The 14578-nt window shown below is 72.0% G+C and carries 13 protein-coding genes, 1 tRNA gene and 1 CRISPR repeat array; of the genes, 10 read left to right on the top strand and 4 right to left on the bottom strand.

The window, feature by feature from the left end; translation table 11 throughout:
- The first annotated feature begins 3 nt into the window (after positions 1–3).
- From cas5e to ACVGV0_RS05930, 3 genes are all read left to right on the top strand, one after another.
- Positions 4–741: a type I-E CRISPR-associated protein Cas5/CasD gene (cas5e, locus tag ACVGV0_RS05940; protein ID WP_459158848.1), complete on the top strand. Its 738-nt coding sequence runs from the start codon at positions 4–6 to the stop codon at positions 739–741.
- Positions 728–1462, top strand: coding sequence for a type I-E CRISPR-associated protein Cas6/Cse3/CasE (cas6e, locus tag ACVGV0_RS05935; protein ID WP_459158847.1), 735 nt, complete (start codon positions 728–730; stop codon positions 1460–1462). The genes cas5e and cas6e overlap by 14 nt, the downstream gene beginning before the upstream one ends.
- Before the next feature lie 622 nt (positions 1463–2084).
- Positions 2085–2291 (top strand): hypothetical protein, encoded by a 207-nt coding sequence (locus tag ACVGV0_RS05930; RefSeq protein ID WP_459158846.1) that lies wholly within the window; start codon positions 2085–2087, stop codon positions 2289–2291.
- A gap of 313 nt (positions 2292–2604) precedes the next feature.
- Positions 2605–2934: direct repeats of the CRISPR family, unit length 24 nt; unit sequence CACCCCCGCGTGCGCGGGGAGCAC.
- Between the two features lie 471 nt (positions 2935–3405).
- Here ACVGV0_RS05930 and ACVGV0_RS05925 read toward each other — a convergent pair.
- The 3 genes from ACVGV0_RS05925 to ACVGV0_RS05915 form a co-directional block, all read right to left on the bottom strand.
- Positions 3406–3477 (bottom strand) — tRNA-Val (locus ACVGV0_RS05925).
- A 73-nt stretch (positions 3478–3550) separates the two neighbouring features.
- Positions 3551–4015: a peroxiredoxin gene (locus ACVGV0_RS05920; RefSeq protein WP_459158845.1), complete on the bottom strand. Its 465-nt coding sequence runs from the start codon at positions 4013–4015 to the stop codon at positions 3551–3553.
- 141 nt (positions 4016–4156) lie between these two features.
- Positions 4157–4594, bottom strand: a complete 438-nt coding sequence (locus tag ACVGV0_RS05915) for a DUF3052 domain-containing protein (protein ID WP_459158844.1) — start codon at positions 4592–4594, stop codon at positions 4157–4159.
- Between the two features lie 342 nt (positions 4595–4936).
- On the opposite strand from ACVGV0_RS05915, the gene aceE reads away from it, so the two are divergent.
- Positions 4937–7708, top strand: a complete 2772-nt coding sequence (gene aceE / locus ACVGV0_RS05910) for a pyruvate dehydrogenase (acetyl-transferring), homodimeric type (RefSeq protein WP_459158843.1) — start codon at positions 4937–4939, stop codon at positions 7706–7708.
- Positions 7709–7712: 4 nt separating this feature from the next.
- On the opposite strand, the gene ACVGV0_RS05905 is transcribed toward aceE, so the two are convergent.
- Complete coding sequence (locus ACVGV0_RS05905; RefSeq protein ID WP_459158842.1) at positions 7713–8993, bottom strand: M14 family zinc carboxypeptidase; 1281 nt, start codon at positions 8991–8993, stop codon at positions 7713–7715.
- Between the two features lie 173 nt (positions 8994–9166).
- Here ACVGV0_RS05905 and ACVGV0_RS05900 point away from each other — a divergent pair, with 173 nt between their 5' ends.
- From ACVGV0_RS05900 to ACVGV0_RS05875, 6 genes are all read left to right on the top strand, one after another.
- Positions 9167–9388, top strand: a complete 222-nt coding sequence (locus ACVGV0_RS05900; RefSeq protein ID WP_459158841.1) for a DUF3263 domain-containing protein — start codon at positions 9167–9169, stop codon at positions 9386–9388.
- 62 nt (positions 9389–9450) lie between these two features.
- On the top strand, positions 9451–10665 hold the full coding sequence (locus ACVGV0_RS05895; protein WP_459158840.1) for a PucR family transcriptional regulator: 1215 nt from the start codon (positions 9451–9453) through the stop codon (positions 10663–10665).
- A gap of 409 nt (positions 10666–11074) precedes the next feature.
- Complete coding sequence (locus ACVGV0_RS05890) at positions 11075–11995, top strand: ACP S-malonyltransferase (protein ID WP_459158839.1); 921 nt, start codon at positions 11075–11077, stop codon at positions 11993–11995.
- Positions 11992–12975, top strand: coding sequence for a beta-ketoacyl-ACP synthase III (locus ACVGV0_RS05885; protein WP_459158838.1), 984 nt, complete (start codon positions 11992–11994; stop codon positions 12973–12975). The genes ACVGV0_RS05890 and ACVGV0_RS05885 overlap by 4 nt, the downstream gene beginning before the upstream one ends.
- A gap of 64 nt (positions 12976–13039) precedes the next feature.
- Positions 13040–13279, top strand: coding sequence for an acyl carrier protein (locus tag ACVGV0_RS05880; protein WP_459158837.1), 240 nt, complete (start codon positions 13040–13042; stop codon positions 13277–13279).
- The gene (locus ACVGV0_RS05875) at positions 13276–14520 is read left to right on the top strand and encodes a beta-ketoacyl-[acyl-carrier-protein] synthase family protein (protein ID WP_459158836.1); all 1245 of its coding nucleotides are present in this window, start codon (positions 13276–13278) and stop codon (positions 14518–14520) included. The genes ACVGV0_RS05880 and ACVGV0_RS05875 overlap by 4 nt, the downstream gene beginning before the upstream one ends.
- Positions 14521–14578 lie beyond the last annotated feature (58 nt).

The following is a 14578-nucleotide window of genomic DNA, read 5'->3' as shown; positions in this document are numbered from 1 at the left end:
ACCATGACGACACGCACGATGGCACTGCGCATCGACGCACCGATGCAGTCCTGGGGCAGCCGCTCGAAGTTCATCATCCGCGACACGGAACGCGAGCCCACCAAGTCGGGCATCGTCGGCCTCCTGGCTGCGGCCCGGGGGATCGCCCGCGACGACGAGGCCATCTCGAAACTCGCCGCCCTGCGGATGGGGGTGCGCGTGGACCGCGAGGGGCTGGTCGAACGCGACTTCCACACGGCGCAGGACGTTCCCAACACCGACGGGAAGGGCCACCGCACGGTGGTCAGCCACCGCTACTACCTCGCCGACGCGCTGTTCCTCGTCGCCCTTGAAGGCGAGGAGGACATGCTCGCCGAGCTCGAACGGGCCGTGCGGGCACCGCGCTGGCCGCTGTTCTTCGGCCGCAAGGCGTTCGTCCCGGCCCGCCCGCTCGTCGCCGCTGCCGACCGGCGGTCGACCGAGGGCACGGGGTGCTTCGCCCGCCCGCTCGAGGACGTGCTGCGGGCGCACCCGTGGTTGGAAACGCGCGCGGACCAGAGGCGGGAAGCCGCCGACGACCCCGACGCGCACCTGCGCACCGTGGTCGACACCGCGGTCACCGACCCCGCGGCCGAACCGCGGCACGACCACCCGGAATCGTTCGACCGCCGCGACCGCCGCTACGCCACGCGGGCCGTGCGCACCGGGGAGGTGCCCGTGCCTTCGGATTCCACGATGGAGCTTGTCGATGTTCCTGAGTAAGCTGCCGGTCAACACCCTCTCCCGGCACTTCCGCCGCGACGTCGCGAACGTGCACGACATGCACCGGACCGTGATGCGGGCGTTCCCGGACACCGAGCAGACCCCCGCGCGCCGCGAGCACGGCGTGCTCTGGCGGCTCGACCGCGCGGCGGAGGGGTACGTGCTGTACGTGCAGAGCCGCACCCGGCCGGATTGGGACGGGCTGCCGGAGAACTACCTCTGCGAACGGGGGAAGGTGCGCGGCCTGCAACCCGTGCTGCAGGCCGTCCGGCCCGGTGCCGCGTTCCGGTTCCGGATCGTCGCGAACCCGACGCGGCGGCTGCACCCGAACAACGACCAGCGCAACGACGGGACCCGCCGGCACAACCGCCGGGTCCCCCTGCAGCGGCCGGAGGAGCAGCTCTCCTGGCTGGCCCGGCAGGCGGAACAGCGCGGGTTCGTCCTCCCTGCGGGCAGGACCGGTGAGCCGGACGTGGCGGCGACCCCGCTGCCCGACCTCAGCGGGCGGCAGCAGGACGACACCGGCGAGGCGAAGGCCCGGCGCAACAAGATCACCGTGGCACCAGTGCGCTTCGACGGGCGCCTGGTCGTGACCGATCCGGACCAGCTCGTCCAGGCGATCATCGACGGGGTCGGGCCGGCGAAGGCCTACGGCTGCGGGCTCCTGAGCCTCGCGCCGGAGGGCAACGGGGCGGCTAGCTGCGGACCGGAGAGCGGCTGAACGAGCAGCGCCCGCCGAGGCCGGCGGGCGCACCCCCGCGTGCGCGGGGAACACGATCTCCTCAGCGATCTGTTCGAAGCGGTCCTGGGATCACCCCCACGTACGCGAGGAACACCTCGACATCGTCGAGCGACCGGACGTCTGCGGCGGATCACCCCCGCGTGCGCGGGGAACACACGCCACCAAGGCCGACGAGCCGATGGCAGTCAGGATCACCCCCGCGTGCGCGGGGAACACCCTTGATGACCAGGGACGTTAGCAGACGGAACCCCGCTGCAGGGTCACTCCGCACCAGAAGCATCCAGCGCCAAGTGGACTCGGAAGACCGGCCTGCTCGCCGCCCAGCAATTCCGCGCTTCCCGGAGGCACCAGTTCCGCTACACGAACCCCCGCGCCCGGCGCGGGGGTCGGTTGCGGCACCTCTGACACCCGACCACCGAGCATCCGCACGCGCCAGCATGCTCACTCCACGCCCAGCAGGCACACGCCCCCGAGCGAGCTCGGGATCCACGTGCCGTAGCTGCGGTGGAAGATCGCACGGATCCGTTGCCGTTCCTGCGACGAGCGGCCAACCGCAGTCCCTCAGCAGGCCCCACCACACCCGCGCGAGACACGAGCGCAGGTGCTGATGAAGCGCACACCGCTCTGGTTTCTGGTGACCGAGTCGATCATCATGGCCCTGGTCTTGACGTCCCTGCTGTCCACGGTCACGTCTGATCGCTCATCGCTGCTACCCGATGCGGTCACGTGGGTGGTCATCGTGCTCACGGCACTCGCGCTGCTGGTGATTCTGGCCGAGATCGGACGGCGGAAGTTCCGCGGTTCCTGATCGCGACAACCACCGGCCGCCCGAACCCCGTGGTGACAGCGCAGGCTGCGAACGCGCCAGTGCTGGCTACGCGTTCACCAGCGACCGCAACAGCTCCTTCGAGCTCGTTGCCTCGCAGGCACGTACGCCGCACACGGTTCGGCCGACCGACGAGCTCCGCGGGTGCGGAATTGCGCCCTCCCCAAGGTCGTTCGCAGCATCGCCCCGTCATCACCGAGCCCGGGCCGTAGACCGGATCTTCACGATGCGAAACCGGGAGCAGGAGTCGGCTCAGCAGTTCGATGAAGCGACCGGTGAGCGGCGCCCCACCGATTTGGCCCCGCGTGCGCGGGGAGCACTTCGCCGGGTCCACCACGAAATGATGGTTGCGGGGATCACCCCCGCCTGCGCGGGGAGCACAGCTGGCGTCGGCGCACGCTCGGGCCTGGTTCCGGAACACCCCCGCGTGCGCGGGGAGCACGACGTGGCCTCATCCGCCCAATCTTCTGCCTGGGGATCACCCCCGCGTGCGCGGGGAGCACCGGACCTCGTCGTAGAAGTTCCACTCGTGCTGCGGATCACCCCCGCGTGCGCGGGGAGCACCATCTCGTCCGGGGTGACTACCGGGGTGCCGTCGGATCACCCCCGCGTGCGCGGGGAGCACCCTTTTTGACCAGGAACGATAGCAGAGGCGATCCCGCTGTTGATTCAGTCCGCACGCGCGGAGCAGCGCGGGTCGAGAGGCCCCGGAAGACTCGCCTTCTTCGGCCTTGCATATTCGCGCCGCGCGGAAATCAGCTCCGCACCGCGAACAGCCGCTCGGCTCCGCACTCGGCCGGGGAGCTGAAGCGACATCCTTGCCACCGACGACCGGGCATCCGAGCTCCGCGCAGGTGGACGCACGACGCGCCGCCCCAGCTCCGAGCAGAGCCGCGGCGGACGCTCGGGCACGACAGCAGCCGGAGCCCCGACCCGTTCAGAACCGGTAGGCCCGATCCGCCTCCGCCGAGCCGACCGCGACGCCGGCTCGGCTCCTCGGCGGGGACCGCGATCCGCAATCACCCAGGTAGTCACCCAGCGCTTCAGCGAACGACATCCCGCGGGAAGAACGACCCGCTGAACTGGGAAAGGAGGGTGGGCGCAGCTGGGCTCGAACCAGCGACCCCTTGCTTGTAAGGCAAGTGCTCTTCCGCTGAGCTATGCGCCCCGGACGTGGCCGACCGGCAGGTCGAACCGTTGATCCCACTCTACCGGTGGGCCACGCGCGGTACTCAGGTGGTTCAGGCCGCCAGCTCCGCCAGGGCCTTCTTCCACCCTTCCTGGTCGCGCGGGTCACCGGGCTGGTTCACCTCGGCGAAGCGCACGACGCCCTCCTTGTCGACCAGGAAGGTCCCGCGCAGCGCCATGCCCGCGTCGGCGTTGAACACGCCGTAGGCCTGCGCGGTCTCACCGTGCGGCCAGAAGTCCGACAGCAGCGGGAAGGTGAAGCCCTCCTGGTCGGACCAGGCCTTCAGCGAGAACGGCGTGTCCACGGAAACACCGAGGATCTGCACGTTCTCGTTCTGGAACGAGCTCAGGTCGTCCCGCACCTGGCACAGCTCGCCCTGGCAGACACCGCTGAACGCGAACGGGTAGAAAACCACGAGCACGTTCTTCTGACCGCGGTAGTCGGACAGCGAGACCTGCTGCTTGTTGTAGTCCGGCAGTGTGAAGTCCGGCGCCTGCGCACCGACCTCAACCGTCATGAGTGCACCCTTCGTTCGACATGAGATTTCCCGATCGAACCTACACCGCGCAGCCCGGTGCAGGCATGACCATCGGACCGGGCGACGGCCCGGTGCGGGGCCGGGGGTGGGCGCCTCGCGCGGAGCGCCCACCGCCGAGCTTCAGCGCTTCCCGGCCTTGGCCCGGCGCCCGCCGAGGCGCGTTCCCAGCCAGTTCTCGCCGATGTTGACGTTGGCCGTCTGCGCCAGGTTCGCGGTGTCGGCGGCCTCGGCGATATCGCTCGGCTCGACGTACCCCTCCCGGCCCGTCTTGGGGGTCAGCACCCAGATGACCCCCTCGTCCGACAGCGGAGTCATCGCATCGAGAAGAGTGTCCGTCAGGTCGCCATCGTCATCACGCCACCACAGCAGCACGACGTCGACCACCTCGTCGGCATCTTCCTCGAGCAGGTCACTCCCGCAACGCTCTTCGATCGCGGCCCGGACGTCGTCATCGACATCCTCGTCCCAGCCGAGTTCCTGGACGATCAGGTCCGGCTCGATCGCAAGCCGGTCGGCGACGTCGACTTCGCCTTTGCCGGCGTCTCCCGCGGCGACCACGGTGCTCTCACTCCTCCAATGCTGTGGTGCGGTTGCCACCGCACGTGGATCTTTCCGATGCGGTCGTCAGCGAACACTGCCAAGTGCCCCCGGCGCAACCGCTCGCGTGCCCGACACGCCGACGGCGTCTCGTGTGATCCGACTCTAGCCCCCGCGCGCCAGCGGGGACACCCGGAGGAGGGCCAAACTCCGCATCCGCTCCCCCTCCCGATCGCGCCGCGAAATGCGACCATGGGCAGTGTCCGACGTCACGCGGACGTCCGCCCCGGCGGCCGTCCGCGCCGCGGCCGCCCTGGACGGCCGCTCCCCGCCACAGTCCACGACGCAGTGGAGGATGTTCCGTTGTCCTCGCCGAACGACAACCCCAACACCGCCCGCACCGAGCGCGTGCGCATCATCCGCGACGGGCAGGCCGCCCACCTGCCGGACATCGACCCGGACGAGACCGCCGAGTGGATGGAGTCGTTCGACGCCGTGCTGGGCAACGCGGGCCAGCAGCGCGCCCGCTACCTCATGCTGCGGCTGCTCGAGCGGGCCCGCGAGGGCGGCGTCGGTGTTCCCTCGCTGACCAGCACCGACTACGTCAACTCGATCCCGACCGAGCAGGAACCGTGGTTCCCCGGCGACGAGGAGACCGAACGCCGGTTCCGCGCGTGGATGCGCTGGAACGCCGCGGTGATGGTGCACCGCGCGCAGCACCCGGACATCGGCGTCGGCGGGCACATCTCCTCGTTCGCCTCCTCCGCCAGCCTGTACGAGATCGGGTTCAACTGGTTCTTCCGCGGCAAGGACCACCCCGGCGGGGGCGACCAGCTCTACATCCAGGGGCACGCCTCCCCCGGCGTGTACGCGCGGGCGTTCCTGGAGGGGCGGTTGGGCACGGAGCAGCTCGACGGGTTCCGCCAGGAGTACTCGCACCGCGGTCCCGGCGGCGGGCTGCCGTCCTACCCGCACCCGCGGCTGATGCCCGACTTCTGGGAGTTCCCCACCGTGTCCATGGGCCTGGGGCCGATGAACGCGATCATGCAGGCGCGGTTCAACCGCTACCTGCACGACCGGGGCATCTCCGACACCAGCCGGCAGCACGTGTGGGCGTTCCTCGGCGACGGCGAGATGAACGAGCCCGAGTCCCGCGGCCTGCTGCAGATCGCGGGCAACGAGGGCCTGGACAACCTGACCTTCGTGATCAACTGCAACCTGCAGCAGCTCGACGGCCCGGTGCGCGGCAACGGCAAGATCATCCAGGAGCTGGAGTCGTTCTTCCGCGGGGCCGGGTGGAACGTCATCAAGGTCATCTGGGGCCGCGAGTGGGACGCGCTGCTGCACGCCGACCGGGACGGCGCGCTGATCAACCTGATGAACACGACCCCGGACGGCGACTACCAGACCTACAAGGCCAACGACGGCGCGTTCGTCCGCGAGCACTTCTTCGGCCGCGACCCCCGCACCAAGGAGCTCGTCAAGAACCTCAGCGACGAGGAGATCTGGGGCCTGCGGCGCGGCGGGCACGACTACCGCAAGGTCTACGCGGCCTACAAGGCGGCGCTGGAGCACCACGGCCAGCCCACGGTCATCCTGGCCAAGACGATCAAGGGCTACGGGCTCGGGCCGAGCTTCGAGGGGCGCAACGCCACGCACCAGATGAAGAAGCTCACCCTCGACGACCTCAAGCTCTTCCGGGACAGCCTGCGCATCCCGGTCACCGACGAGCAGCTGGAGCAGGACCCGTACCGGCCGCCGTACTACCACCCCGGTCAGGACGCCCCGGAGATCCAGTACCTGCTGGACCGCCGCAAGCAGCTCGGCGGGTTCGTCCCGGAGCGCCGGGTGCGCGCCAAACCGCTCGCCCTGCCCGGCGACCAGGTCTACGACGTGGTGCGCCAGGGCTCGGGCAAGCACCAGGTGGCCACCACCATGGCGTTCGTGCGCCTGATCAAGGAGCTGGCCAAGGACGAGGAGGTCGGGCCGCGGCTGGTGCCGATCATCCCGGACGAGGCGCGCACGTTCGGGATGGACTCGATGTTCCCCTCGCAGAAGATCTACAACCCGCTCGGCCAGCACTACACGCCGGTGGACGACCAGCTGATGCTCGCCTACCGGGAGAGCGAGCAGGGCCAGATCATGCACGAGGGCATCAACGAGGCCGGCTCGGTGGGGTCGTTCACCGCCGCGGGCACCAGCTACGCCACGCACGGCGAACCGATGATCCCGGTGTACATCTTCTACTCGATGTTCGGCTTCCAGCGCACCGGCGACTCGCTGTGGGCGATGGCCGACCAGATGTCGCGCGGGTTCCTGCTCGGCGCCACGGCGGGGCGGACCACGCTCACCGGTGAGGGGTTGCAGCACGCCGACGGGCACTCGCAGCTGCTGGCCGCCACCAACCCGGCGGTGGTCTCCTACGACCCGGCGTGGGCGTTCGAGATCGCCCACATCGTGCGGAACGGGCTGCGGCGGATGTACGGCGAGAACGCGGAGAACGTCTGCTACTACCTCACGGTCTACAACGACCCGTACCACCAGCCGCCGGAGCCGGAGGGGCTGGACGTGCCGGGCCTGCTGCAGGGCCTGTACCGCTACCGGCCGGGCGAGCAGGAGCCCGGCCCCCGGGTGCAGCTGCTGACCTCCGGCGTGGCCATGCCGGAGGCGCTGCGGGCGCAGGAGCTGCTCGCCGACGAGTGGGACGTCTACGCCGACGTGTGGTCGGTGACCTCGTGGACGGAGCTGCGCCGCGAGGCCGAGGCCGCGGACCGGCACAACCTGCTGCACCCGGAGGACGAGCAGGTGCCCTACGTGACGCGCGCGCTGGCCGACGCGCAGGGCCCGCTCGTGGCCGCCTCGGACTGGATGCGCGCGGTGCCGGACCTCATCCGCCCCTGGGTCGGGCGACCGATGTACAGCCTCGGCGCGGACGGGTTCGGCTTCTCCGACACCCGGCCGGCGGCGCGCCGCGTGTTCCTCGTGGACGCCGAGTCCATGGTGGTGGCCGCGCTGTCCGCGCTGGTCGGCGAGGGTCGGATGGACCGCTCGCAGGTGGCGGAGGCGAGCCGCCGCTACCGGATCGACGATCCGCAGGCGGCCGGCCCGCAGACCTCCGATCCGGGGGCGGCGTGACCGCTCACCGCACGCCGTGCTCGGCGCGCGGATCGAGCAGCAGCGCCACGAGAGCGCGCTGCTGCTGCCGCAGCGGGACGAACCGACCGCCGTCCGGTGCGGCGACGCTGCGCACGCCGTGCAGCCGCAGCGTCGGCGCGAGCGCCGCGTACTCGCCCGCGGAGAGGTGGTAGCCGACCGGCGGGTCGGTGTCCACCTCCTCCGGGGCGGGCCGCTCGTTGTCCGCGCCGCCGAAGTAGACCGGACCCGCGTCGCGCAGGCCGGCGGCGCGGGCCTGCTGCGTCGCGCGGTCGATGTCCGCGCCGCGTTCGCGCAGCATCCGCAGGGTGGCCGTGATCCCGGTCTGCTGGGAGTGCACGCGGCGCCGGTTGTTCACCGCGGGATCGGCCTTCTCCTCCTCGGTCATCGGGTCCTGGCGGGCCTCGACGAGCAGTCCGAGGGCGTGCTTGACCCCGGCGGTGTTGCGCAGGATCCGCTCCTGCCCGTCGCCGGCGACCTGCTTGACGGGTTCGCCCGTCGCCGGGTCGGTCCACATGCCGTAGACGCCGGTGCTGTACCCGGCAGCGGCGGCCTCGGGGAGCACGTGGTCGCGGGCGAGGCCGCGGGCGAGCTCGTGCACCCCGGGGCGGGTGTTCAGGTTGCGCGGCCACAGCGCCAGCAGGTCCGCGGTGTAGTACGGCGGTTCGGCGCCGTACTCGTGCAGGTCGTGCACCACGTCCGGCTGGCGGTCGCGGATCACCCGGGCGAGGGCGCGCGCTTCCGGCGAGGCCAGTTCGAGGTGGTCGCGGTTGATGTCCGTGCCCCGGGCGTTCTCGCGGGTGCGGGCGACGTGGCCGTCCGGGTTGGCGTTGGGCACGAACAGCAGCCGCGTGCTGCGCAGCAGGGCGCGCACGGCCGGGTCCTCGCTGGTGGCGAGGTCGCGGATGCGGCTCAGGCAGGCTTCGCGCCCGGAGGGCTCGTCGCCGTGCTGCGAGCACACGAACAGCGCCGTGGTGCCGGCCGGGTTGCCGAGGCCGACGAGCCGCAGCGGCCGGTTCTGCACGGTGGTGCCGATGCGCCGCACCGACACGTCCGCGTGCTGCCGGTCGACGGCGCGCAGGAAGTCGGCCCCCTCGGCGGGGGTGGTCCAGCGGGCGCCGCCGCTGTCCTCGAAGCCCGTGCGCGGCTGCTCGGGCGCGGCCGGTGCCACCGGCGCCGCCCCGGCCAGTCCGGGCGCGAGCACCGCGCACGCCGCGGCGGCGGCGAGCGCTCTGCGCCGGAGCGCGTTTCGCAGGAAGCGGCCCATCGTCCCGCCCTTCGCTCAGGTGTTGATCACCGGACGAATCCACCACGCGCGCAGCGGCCCCGCAAGGCCGTTGGCGGGAATTCGAACCACCGGGGCCGGACCGCGGGTCCGTCGAACAGGCGTGCGCAAGCGCGGGCGTTCCCTGGTAGAGTGACCCTGCGGAGGGCGGAGCCATGAGCGATTCCATGAACGACACCGACCGCGCCATCCTGGCGTTCGAGAACGAGTGGTGGCAGCGCGCGGGCAACAAGGAACGCGTGATCCAGGAACGCTTCGGCCTCTCGGCGATGCAGTACTACCGGCGGCTGAACCGGCTGCTCGACGAGCCGGAGGCCGTGGCGCACCAGCCCGCGCTCGTGAAGCGGCTGCAGCGGTTACGCGACGCGCCCCGGTGACGCACCGCTCGCCGGCGCGAGGGCGCCATCCCCGCGGAGCACCCGCGTGGGACTCTGGCGGTATGAGCTACGAAACGGCAGGTGAGCGGGCCGGCGCCACGCGCTCGGACCTGAGCGCGGCCACCCTGCACCGCCTGGAGCACGCCTCCGGGGAACTGGCCAGCGCCAGCGTGGCCGAGATGGAGCAGCGCCTGCCCTGGTTCCAGCGGCTCCCCGCGGATCAGCGGGCGAGCGTGCTGCTGGTGACCCAGACCGGCGTGTCCAACTTCGTCGCGTGGCTGCAGGACTCCACCGAGGCGATCCGGCTCACCGCCGAGGCCTTCCGCACGGCGCCGCGGGACCTGTCCCGGTGGGTGAGCCTGCGGCAGACGCTGGAGCTGGTGCGGGTGGCCATCGACGTGTTCGAGCAGCGGCTGCCGGGACTGGCCGCCGACGACACCGAGCACCGGTGGCTGACCGAGTCGATCCTGCGCTACACCCGCGAGATCGCGTTCGCCGCGGCCACCTCGTACGCGGCCGCTGCCGAGTCGCGCGGCGCGTGGGACGCGCGGCTGGAGGCGCTCGTGGTGGACGGCATCGTCCGCGGGGACGCCGAGGAGTCGCTGCTCTCGCGCGCCTCCGCGCTCGGCTGGAACCAGTCCTCCGAGGCCACGGTCCTCGTGGGCACCGCCCCCGAGGACGACCCGCCGTCGATCGTGTACCAGGTGCGCAGCCGGGCCGCTCGGATCGGCTGCCCGGTGCTGCTCGGGGTGCAGGGCAGCCGACTGGTGGTGGTCCACGGCAGCACCCGCGAGGAGCGGGCCGGCCGGGAGGCCGCCGGCAGGCTGGCCGAGGCGTTCGCCGAGGGCCCGGTCGTGGTGGGGCCGACCGTGCCGAGCCTGGCCGAGGCGCACCGCTCGGCCAGCGACGCGATGTCCGGGCTGCGGGCCGTGGCCGGCTGGCCGTCGGCACCGCGCCCGGTGCCGTCGAACGAGCTGCTGCCGGAACGCGCGCTCGCGGGCGATCCCGAGGCCGAGCGGCAGCTGGTCGAAGAGGTGATGATCCCGCTGACGGACGCGGGCAGCGCCCTGCTGGAGACGGTGGACGCCTACCTCGAGGTGGGCGGCGTGCTGGAGAGCTGCGCCCGCCAGCTGTACGTGCACCCGAACACGGTGCGGTACCGGTTGCGCCGGATCGGCGAGCTCACCGGGCACACCCCGTCGAACGCGCGGGACGCGCACGTGCTCCGGGTCGCGCTCGCCGTGGGGCGGCTGGCGAAGTCCCGCGGGCTGTGGTGAGCCTCCGCGCCGGCGCGGGAGCGGTCCTCCACCGGCACCTCCCGAGCAGCGGGCGCGGCGGCGACCGGGCGTGCGCGGCCGCGCAGCTCCGCGGAGGCCCGGATCTGCGGAAGTCCAGCCCCGCGGCCGCGCAGCTTTGTGGAGGCGCACCAGTGGTTGCCGGCGCGCCCCCTCCCCGTGCGCGCGGGGCAGCCGATCACCTCTGCGGCCGCGGTGCGCGGCGCGTTCCGCTCGAGCTGCGGTGACGGCGCGTCCAAGCAAGATCACGCGCAGCAGGCACCGCAGCCCGCATTCTGCGCGGCGCGGCACCGCTCCGCAGGGGATTTGTGGACACTCCACAACAATGCGCCTGCGACTTCGTTCCTGCCGTCATCCCGATCGCCCGGCCGCGAGGTGTTCAGTGGCAGGCGTGATCGCACTGTTGGCACCCGGGCAGGGTGCCCAGACCCCCGGCATGCTCAGCCCGTGGTTGGAGCTCGACGGCGTGACCGAGCAGATCGGCGCCTGGAGCGAGCGCACCGGACTGGACCTGCTGCGCCTGGGCACCACCGCGGACGCGGAGGAAATCAAGGACACCGCCGTCACCCAGCCGCTCGTCGTCGCGGCCACCCTCGTCGCGGCCGACCAGCTGCGCGAGCGGTTCACGCTGCCGGAGACGACCCCGATCGCGGGGCACTCCATCGGTGAACTCGCCGCCGCCGCGCTGGCCGGTGCGCTGACGCCGGACGATGCCGTCGACCTCGCGGCCGTGCGCGGCCGCGAGATGGCCTCGGCCTGCGCGCTGGAACCCACCGGCATGGCAGCGGTGCTCGGCGGGGACGAGGAGGCGGTGCTGTCGCACCTGGACCAGCTCGGCCTCGACCCGGCCAACCGCAACGGCAGCGGGCAGATCGTGGCCGCGGGTCGGACGAGCGCGCTGGAGCAGCTCTCGGAGCAGCCACCGGAGGGGGCGCGGGTGCGCCCGCTGGCGGTGGCCGGGGCCTTCCACACCCGGTTCATGGAACCGGCGCGGGAGAGCCTGGCCCAGCACGCCGACAAGCTCACCGCGGCCGACGCCCGCATGCCGCTGCTGTCGAACGCCGACGGCGCGGTGGTCACCGACGGCTCCGAGGTGCTCCAGCGCCTCGTGTCGCAGGTGACCAACCCGGTGCGCTGGGACCGCTGCATGGCCGCGCTCGGCGAGCAGGGGGTGGACGCCGTGGTGGAGTTCCCGCCGGCGGGCACGCTGTCCGGGCTGGTACGCCGCGACCTGAAAGGCACCACGACCGTGGCCCTGAAGAACCCCGCCGACCTGGACAAGGTCGCCGATCTCCTGGAGGGCGCCGCGTGAGCGCTCGACCGACCATCAACCAGCCCGCCCCCGCTGCCGGTGCGCGCCTGCTCGGTTTCGGCTCCGCCCAGGGCAACCGGGTGGTGACCAACCACGACCTCGCCGAGATCGTCGACACCAACGACGAGTGGATCCAGCAGCGCGTCGGCATCGTGCACCGCCGCCTGGCCGAGGAGCACCAGACCGTGGTGAGCATGGCCGTCGAATCCGGCGCGAAGGCGATCGCGGACGCGGGGTTGAGCCCCTCCGACGTGGACCAGGTGCTCGTCGCCACCTGCACCATGCCGGGGCAGATCCCGAACGCGGCAGCGCAGGTGTCCGAGCAGATCGGCGTCGGCGCCAAGGGCGCCTCCGACGTCAACGCCGCCTGCGCGGGCTTCGTCTACGCGCTCGACGCGGCCACCAACGCGATCCGCGCCGGCACGGCGCGCAACGTGCTCGTCATCGGTTCGGAGCGGTTCCAGGAGTGGCTCGACTGGACCGACCGCGCCAACTGCATCATCTTCGCCGACGGCGCGGGCGCCGCCGTGGTGGGCCCGGCCGAGGAGCCGGGGCTGGCCCCGGGCGTGCTGGGCAGTGCCGGCGACCTGGTGGACACCATCTACCTGCGCGAGGGCAAGTACATCTACCAGGAGGGCCAGTCGGTCTTCCGCTGGGCGAGCACGCAGATCGCTCCGGTGGCCGAGCAGGCCGTGCAGCGCGCGGGGCTCTCGCTGCCCGACGTGGACGTGCTGGTGCCGCACCAGGCGAATCTGCGCATCGTCGAGGCGATCGCCCGCAAGCTGCAGAGCCAGGGTGCGCGTGACGACCTCGTCGTGGCACGTGACATCGTTTACTCGGGCAACACGTCCTCCGCATCGATCCCGCTGTCCATCGACCACATGCGCGCTGCGGGGGAGATCTCCAGCGGGGACGTGATGCTGCTCGTGGGCTTCGGTGCCGGGCTGTCCTACGCCGCGCAGGTCGCCGTGTGCCCGTGAGCCGCCGCGCGTCCCGCGTGGCGGTCCTGCCGTGCTCCAACATCGAACGAGGAAGGGAAAACCCGTGAGCGAGAACGAGATCGTCGACGGCCTGGCTTCGATCGTCGAAGAGGTCGCCGGTGTGGACGCCGCCGACGTCAGCATCGAGAAGTCCTTCGTGGACGACCTGGACATCGACTCCCTGTCCATGGTGGAGATCGCCGTGCAGGCCGAGGACAAGTTCGGCGTGAAGATCCCGGACGACGAACTGGCCAACCTCAAGACCGTGGGTGATGCGGTGAACTACATCACCAAGAACGCATGACCACAGACGTAGCGATCACCGGGTTGGGCGCGACGACGCCGCTGGGCGGCGACGTCGCGTCCACATGGGACGGAGTGCTCAACGCCCGTTCGGGGGTCCGCCGGCTCGAGGCCGACTGGGTGGACACCTACGAGCTGCCCGCCAAGCTCGGCGCTCCGCTGGCGACCGAGCCCGGCGAGGTGCTCCCCCGCGTCCAGCTGCGGCGGATGGACCGGTGCGAGTCCATCGCGCTGATCGCCGCCCGGCAGGCGTGGGAGGACGCCGGCTACGCCCTGCCCACCGACGAGGCCGAGTCGGTCGAGCCGGAGCGGCTGGGCGTGTCGATCGGGACCGGGATCGGCGGCCCGGTCACGCTGCTGCAGCAGGACGACGTCCTGAAGAGCGACGGGCTGCGCAAGGTCTCCCCGCTGACGGTGCCGATGCTCATGCCGAACGGTCCGGCGGCGCACGTCAGCCTCGACCTGCGGGCGCGCGCGGGGGTGCACTCCCCCGCCTCGGCCTGCGCGTCCGGTGCGGAGGGGCTCGCCAAGGGCATGGACCTGATCCGCTCCGGCGCGGCCGACGTGGTCGTCGCCGGCGGGGCGGAGGCCTGCATCGCGCCGATCACGATCGCCGGGTTCGCGCAGGCTCGCACCCTGAGCACGCGCAACGACGACCCGGAGCACGCCTCGCGGCCGTTCGACGCGAACCGCGACGGCTTCGTGATGGGTGAGGCCGCCGGCGTGGTCGTCCTGGAGAGCGCCGAGCACGCCCGGGCGCGCGGCGCGCGGGTGTACGGCTACCTCGCCGGGTACGGCATCACCTCGGACGCCTACCACATCACGGGCAGCCACCCGGACGGCCTGGGCCAGGTCAACGCGATGCAGAAGGCCCTGCGCAGCGGCGACCTCTCGCCCGCGGACATCGGGCACGTCAACGCGCACGCCACCTCCACACCGGTGGGGGACGTGGGCGAGGCCCACTCGGTGCACCAGGCGCTCGGCTCGGACGCGGTGGTCACCGCGCCGAAGGGCGCGCTGGGCCACCTCGTCGGCGGCGCCGGGGCGGTGGAGAGCATCGTGACCGTCCTGTCGCTGCACAGCGGCGTCATCCCCGCGACGGCGAACCTGGAGACCATCGACCCGAAGGTCGAAGTGGACGTGGTCGCGGACAAGCCGCGCGAAGTCGCCCAGACCGCGGCGCTGAACAACGCGTTCGGTTTCGGCGGGCACAACGTGGCGCTCGCCTTCACCCGGGCCTGATCCGCCCGTTCACCCGGAACCCCCGTGCGGCACCGCCCGGTGCCGCACGGGGTCGCTC

The organism is Salinifilum ghardaiensis (genome assembly GCF_054491345.1).
The sequence above is the reverse complement of the archived record's forward strand: the minus strand, read 5'-3'. Positions and strand labels throughout refer to the sequence as shown.